This is a genomic window from Achromobacter sp. 413638 (assembly GCF_043119405.1).
Taxonomy (GTDB): Bacteria; Pseudomonadota; Gammaproteobacteria; order Burkholderiales; family Burkholderiaceae_B; genus Achromobacter.
Genome location: NZ_JBICCO010000051.1, coordinates 40,404 through 46,691 on the forward strand (window position 1 = coordinate 40,404; position 6,288 = coordinate 46,691).

Genomic DNA, 6,288 nt, shown 5'->3' on the forward strand with positions numbered 1-6,288 from the left:
CCCCGGATGTACTATGGTCTGGGCACGATGGTCTGCGACATTCCCGACCGTGGCGGCCGTTTGCATTGGCTTGGGCGCAGCGGAGGCGGGCCGGGCATCAGCGCCGTCGTGGCTTGTGACATCGACCGCCGCACCTTCGTGGCGACGCCCGCCAACGGATCGCCCGCCATCACGCGCGATGGCCACACGCTGAACATTCTGAGGCGCGAGCACGGCCGCTGGCTGCTGGCGCGCGATGCGAATCTGCTGGGGCCGCCCCGATCAGGGTCGGTTTGGGCGGTCTAGGGTTTGTCCCAGGTTCAGACCTGTCGATTTTCCCTGCCGCCAATCGTCGTGCCAATACGACCCACTCTTTGCGAAGGAGCTTTCCATGGCTACCGGAACCGTCACCCTGCACCGTGTCCTGCGCGCGCCCGCCGAGCGCGTCTACAACGCCTTCCTGGACCGCGACGCGGTCGCGCGATGGCTGCCGCCCTATGGCTATCTGTGCCAGGTGCATGAACTGGACGCCAAGGTCGGCGGCAAGCACCGCATGACCTTTCGCAATTTCGGGACGGGGCACGGCCATTCCTTTGGCGGCACCTATCTGGAGTTGGTGCCGAACCAGGTCATCTGCTACTCGGATCAGTTCGATGACGCCAACATGGCCGGCCAGATGCGGACTCGCGTCACGTTGCGCGAGGTGTCCTGCGGCACCGAGATCAGCATCGTGCAGGAAGGCATACCCGAGATGATCCCGACGGAGATGTGCTACCTGGGCTGGCAGGAATCGCTGGAACAGCTCAAGCGGCTGGTGGAGCCGCAACTGCCGGACTGAAGCGCGAAGGTCCGGCGGGATCTGCAACGCGACGGGGTGACTGAAGCGCAAGCGTGAGGGCCGGAAAAGGCCCGGCGCGCGCCGCTTCAGGCCTCGCGCAGCAACACGTCCTCATAGAAGGCGCCGACCGGCAGCGTCAGGTCGCGCACCTGGATCTCCAGCACCCAGATGCCGTCGGCGGGCGCGAAGTCGGCGTGCGCCAGCTTGTGCTTGCCGTACAGGGCGTGAGGAAAATCCGAGACGCGGTGGCCAGGGATCTCGCGCACCAGCGCGCAGCCGTATTCGCGGGCATAGGCGTCGGCGCGGTCGTACAGCGCCTCGCCGGTCGCGCCGGCCAGCCAGTCGAGCCGGGCGCGGCGGAAGACCTCGCGCGCGGCGCGGGCGCAGCGCGCGCCGGCGTCGTCGCGCCCGGTGACGAAGGTGTCGCCGTAATCACCTTCGTAGCCGTCCCAGACCGGGCCGATGTCGACCACGAAGGTGTCGTCATCCCGCAGCACGCGCTGGAAATCCGTTGGCTGCACGGCTGGCGACTGCGTGTCGACGCCGAAGCGCACATAGGTGGGATGCCAGTTGTGCGAGGCGCCCATGCCACGCAGATGGGCGTCGGCGGTGTTGACCGCGTCGCGCGTCGTCATGCCTGGGCGGATCAGCGCGGCGATGTCGCGCACGGCGTCCAGGGAGCGCTGGCGCGCGTCCAGGATGCCCGCCATCGTGAAGCGCTGGCCGACGCGTTCCCAGGCATGTTCGTGGCGCGGCGGCGCATCGATGGCTGCGCCGGCGGTCGCGGGCAGGAAGGCTTCGGACAGGAAGCGGGCGGGCGGCAGGCCCGCCTCGACGAGCCGGGCGCGGGCCTCGCGCACCATCGCGGGATTGCCGCAGGCGTAGACCACGCTGCGGGTCCAGTCGTGGCCGGCGGCCAGCGCCAGGTCCTGGACGCGCGGCGGCGTGGATGCGCTGGCTCGCGTCCGCGCGCCGCCGCCGTCCAGCTCGACGGCGTGTTCCCGCGTCGTGTCCGACAGCGCGGCATGCCAGCGCAGGCCCGCATGCTTGCCTTGCAGCGCATTCAGCAGCGGCGCGGCGTAGCAGTCGTCAGGCGTGCGGCCGCCCCAGTACAGCGTCACCGATGCCATGCGCCGGTCGTGCAGCGCCGCCATCAGGATGGGGAACACGCCCGCGAATCCCGTGCCGGTGGCCAGCAGCACCAGATGGTCCGCGCCGTTGTGTGAACCATTCGATGAACCATTCGGCAAACTGCCCGGCGCACCGTTGCGCCAGCCATCCCCGGGCCAGACACAGGCGCCCAGCGGGCCTTCCAATGTCAGCGTGTCGCCCGGTGCGAGACGCGGCAGGATGCCGTCGGTGAAGACGCCGCCGGGCATGCGGCGGATGTGGAACTCCAGCCGGACCGGCCCGGACGCATCGCGCTCGGCGACGTTCGGCGCGGAACCGCCCGACATCGTGGCGCTCGACGCAGCGGGGCTTGCCGTTGTGGCGACCGAAGCCGTGGCGACCGAAGCCAGAGAGTCCGGCGTAGCGGCGACCGGCACGTTGGCGATGGAGAAGTTGCGTCGGACGCCATCTTCCAGCAGCAGCTGCACATGCTGTCCCGGCAGCCAGGCGTAGGGCCGCGCGTCCTCCATTTCGACGATGAGCTGCGTCACGCCTGGCGCCAGCGGCAGGCGCGACACCACGCGCGCGCGGCGCGGCTCGGGCGGCCGGGCCGGCGCCTGCCAGTGCGGAAATGTCAGGCGCAGATCGCCGGCCGCGCGGCACTGGCACATCAGCAGCTCGTCGTCGGCGGTGACATAGGAACGTTCGTTGGCCGGCGCGATGCGTTCGTAGCGGCCTTCCAGGACCGTGGCGCGGCACGAGCCGCACTCGCCGCGCTGACAGGAGAAGGGTACCTGCGCGCCCTGGGCCAGCGCCGCGTCCAGGATGGAAGCGCTGCCGTCCGTGGAGAAGGCGCCGGTATCGACGGTGATGGTGTGACAGGGGGCGAACGGGTTCATCGCGGATTCCAGGAGGTTTGCCCCGATGGGGCCATGCGGGCAATTTATCGATAGAATGGCTTTTCAAATAGAGCCATTTTTATCAATATCAGCAAGCCACTTTTCCGACCGGCTCCTGGCCGGATCCGGGCCGTAAGGCGCGGATCGCCGTTGCCGGTTGGCAGGGAAGGAGAGTGCGCGAGTCGCCGCCATGAATATGCCATCCATGTCATCCGCGTCATCAGGGACACCCGCGTCCGCCCGACGCCAGGAGGCCAGCCTGGACCTGCCCGTCGACCCGCCGCGCGATGGCGAATCCAAGCAGGCCTGGGTCTATCGCCAGATCCGCGAGCGCGTGCTCAAGGGCGCGCTGCCGTCCGGCGCGCGCCTGCCGTCCACGCGCAGCCTGGCGCAGCGCTGGCGCATCGCCCGGTCCACGGTCGAGGCGGCCTACGACCAGCTGCGCGGCGAAGGCTACACGGCCGGCACGGTCGGGTCGGGCACATATGTGGCGGCCGTCATTCCAGACAACTTCTTCCGCAAGGGACTGCCAGGAGAGAGCGGGGCGTCCTTGGGCGCGGATGCCAGGGACAAGACGGGCAAGGCCGCGCTCGCCCCGGCCCGTCTCTCGGCCGGGCGGCCGGCGCGCCCGCTGCCGCATGAGCAGCCGGTGACGCCGGCGGACCAGGCGGAGTCCGCCGAACCGCCATTCGCCTCGCGCAGCGCCGACGCCGCGCTGTTTCCCATGGCGGCCTGGAGCAAGGGGCTGGCCGTCAGCGCCCGACAGCTGACGCCGGCCCAGCTGACACGCGACGAGCCGCAGGGCTGGCCCGCGCTGCGCGAACAGATCGCGCGCTACCTGGGGGCGGCGCGCGGCATCGTCTGCGATGCCTCGCAGGTCGTGGTGCTGTCCGGCATCCGCGACGGCCTGGACCTGTGCGGCCGGATCCTGTTGACGCCGCGCGACAAGGTGCTGATCGAGGATCCCGGCTATGTGAATGCGGTGCCGATCTACCGTCCTTACACGTCGGGCGTGGTGCCGCTGCCCATCGATGGCCAGGGCTTTGCCGTGGCGCGGGCGCGCCGCCTGCGCGGCGTGAAGCTGGTCCATGTGACGCCCGCGCACCAGTCGCCCACCGGCATCACCATGCCCGTGTCGCGTCGCCTGGAACTGCTGGACTGGGCCGCGCAGGCCGGCGTCTGGGTCGTGGAGGACGATTACGACAGCGAATTCAACTACGACGGCGCGCCGCTGGCGGCCTTGAAAAGCCTGGACGGTGCGGACCGCGTCATCCACTGCGGCAGCTTCAACAAGACCTTGTTCAATGCCCTGCGCATCGGCTATGCCGTCGTGCCCAAGGCGCTGGCGCCCGCTTTCGCCGAGGCGCGGCGCAAGACCGGGCGGTCGGGCAGCCTGATCGAACAGATGACGCTGGCGCGCTTCCTGGAAGACGGCGGCTTCGCGCGCCACGTGCGCAAGGCGCGCGGCGTGTATGCGCGCCGGCGCGACGCGGCGCTGCAGGCGCTTCGCCAGGCTGTGGGCGCCGAGGCCTTGCGCGTCAGCGGCGAGCACGCCGGTTTTCATCTGCTGTGGTGGCTGCCGCCGGGCTGGGACGCGCGGCAGGTGGTCGAGGCGGGCCGCAAGGCCGACGTCGGCGTGCAGGACGTGGCCGAGTTCGCGCGCAAGGCGACGCCGGCGCCGGGCGTGGTGATCGGCTACAGCGCGGTGGACGAGGCGCGGCTACGGCGGCTGGGCGCGCTGCTGGCGGCGCTGCGGCCGGGGCGCACGCGTGGATAAGGGCGCTGCCTGCACAGCAACGGACGCGGCGGCGCAATGACGGCAATGATGGAACGGGAGGCGGCCGGTGCGGGTTAAGCTTGCGGCCTCGATCTATCGCCACGCATGCTCTTCATGAAGAAACTCCTCGCCTTGCTGTGCGTCTCCTGGTCCGTGCCCGCGGACGCGGCCTATGTTCCCAATGCCACCGAACAGGCGGTGCTGGAGGCGGTGCTGCGCGATGAAGTGGTTTCGTTCTCCACCGGTGGCCATAGCTTCGTGGGCGAGTCGCAAGGTATCGTCCCGGTGACGGCCGCGTCGGCTTCGCAGGCAATGGCCGCCCGCGACCGCAACGCCAGGATGCCCGAACTGAAGCAGCCGCTGCTGCTGTCGGGCGCGCTGGCCGCCACGGGCAGCGTCGCGGGGCAGGGCGAGTGGTTCGATTTCGCCGATACCGCCGCGCCCAAGGTGCGCGCGCGCCTGGCGCCGGGCCAGACCCTGGCGGGCAAGCCCAAGGCCGGTCAGGCGCTGGCCCTGGTCTGCGGCAAGATGGATCTGGCCAAGGACACGCTCAGCTTCAGCGGCTGCGAGCCCGCCGCCGCCGTCGCCGAGCGCGAGGCGGCAAGGCTCAAGAACGCCTTGGCCGCGTTCTACCAGGGCAAGCCGACCGATGCAAAGGTCGCCACGCTGGCGATCAACATCTCGCTGTACGCGCAGGAACTGCCGGCCGGCAGCGGTTGTCCCGGCGACGAGGCGCGCTGCGGGGCGTCCATCGCGGCGGTCAAGCTGCCGAGCCTGGGGCACAAGAACGCCGTATTGCAGCGCTTGCGCGAGGCCGGCGTGGACCTGAGCGCGTTCAGTCCGCGCCAACAGCCCTTGTTCGGGCACTAGGCGCGACAACGCGGGCCGGCCGGCAAGCCCGGCGGCCCTGGGGCCAAAGGCCTCCACCGCGTGCCCGCGCCAGACTCACTTCCATCCCCGCCCACCCTAAGGGTTAGACCCGATATCAGCCGCTCCACGCGCCTTGTAGGATCCCGTTAAATAAAAATGGGATCCCATTTGATCGATGTCATGGACAGGATCACGACTTTCAACACACAAGGAGCCAGAGGCACATGAGCAATATCGACCCCATCACCGGCAAGCGCATCCTCAATGAAGGCGGCCGCGGCGGCCCGTTGACCGAGGACCACCAGGGCATGCGCGCCTGCCACCAGGACGACCTGGAGTGGACCAATCTGCGCTACGAAGGCCAGTACGCCAAGATGATGTTCCACCCGACCGCCGAGGATCCGACCATCCCGAACGCCGGCATCGTGCGCTACGAGAAGGGCTCGGGGCATCCGCTGCACAACCACTACTTCGCGCAGGTCTGGTACATCCTGGAAGGCCAGTTCCGCATCGAGGGCAAGCTGTACGGCAAGGGCGCGATGATCTTCCATCCCGATCCCCATTTCGAAAGCGCGCTGGAAACCGTGGAGACGGGCGCCATCCTATACGTGCAGTACGTCGGCCCGCACACGCGCCAGGGCGCCATCTATGAAGGCCGCTTCAACGTGAAGGAGCGGCGGCCGCTGGAGGAAGAGACCACGGCGGTCTAGCGCCGGACCCGCGCGCCCACGGCGTCGCCGCCCGGCCAGACCATGGGGGGGGGGGGGGGGGGGGGGGGGGGGGGGGGGGGGCGGGGCGCGGGGGGGGGGGGGGGG

At 69.8% G+C, this 6,288-nt stretch carries 6 protein-coding genes; 5 read left to right on the forward strand and 1 reads right to left on the reverse strand.

The window, feature by feature from the left end; genetic code table 11:
- Window positions 1-6: 6 nt before the first annotated feature.
- Complete coding sequence (locus tag ACEU5R_RS19825) at window positions 7-285, forward strand: hypothetical protein (RefSeq protein ID WP_392411347.1); 279 nt, start codon at window positions 7-9, stop codon at window positions 283-285.
- 85 nt (window positions 286-370) lie between these two features.
- A complete protein-coding gene (locus ACEU5R_RS19830) occupies window positions 371-817 on the forward strand; it encodes an SRPBCC family protein (protein WP_392411348.1) in 447 nt (148 codons plus the stop codon).
- Window positions 818-903: 86 nt separating this feature from the next.
- Here the strand turns inward: ACEU5R_RS19830 and ACEU5R_RS19835 are convergent, their stop codons facing one another.
- Complete coding sequence (locus ACEU5R_RS19835; protein WP_392411349.1) at window positions 904-2,826, reverse strand: M24 family metallopeptidase; 1,923 nt, start codon at window positions 2,824-2,826, stop codon at window positions 904-906.
- Between the two features lie 205 nt (window positions 2,827-3,031).
- On the opposite strand from ACEU5R_RS19835, the gene ACEU5R_RS19840 reads away from it, so the two are divergent.
- The 3 genes from ACEU5R_RS19840 (at window position 3,032) to ACEU5R_RS19850 (ending at window position 6,183) form a co-directional block, all read left to right on the forward strand.
- On the forward strand, window positions 3,032-4,603 hold the full coding sequence (locus ACEU5R_RS19840) for a PLP-dependent aminotransferase family protein (protein WP_392411350.1): 1,572 nt from the start codon (window positions 3,032-3,034) through the stop codon (window positions 4,601-4,603).
- Window positions 4,604-4,717: 114 nt separating this feature from the next.
- Window positions 4,718-5,473, forward strand: a complete 756-nt coding sequence (locus tag ACEU5R_RS19845) for a hypothetical protein (RefSeq protein WP_392411351.1) — start codon at window positions 4,718-4,720, stop codon at window positions 5,471-5,473.
- 224 nt (window positions 5,474-5,697) lie between these two features.
- Window positions 5,698-6,183: a cupin domain-containing protein gene (locus tag ACEU5R_RS19850; RefSeq protein WP_103274912.1), complete on the forward strand. Its 486-nt coding sequence runs from the start codon at window positions 5,698-5,700 to the stop codon at window positions 6,181-6,183.
- Window positions 6,184-6,288 lie beyond the last annotated feature (105 nt).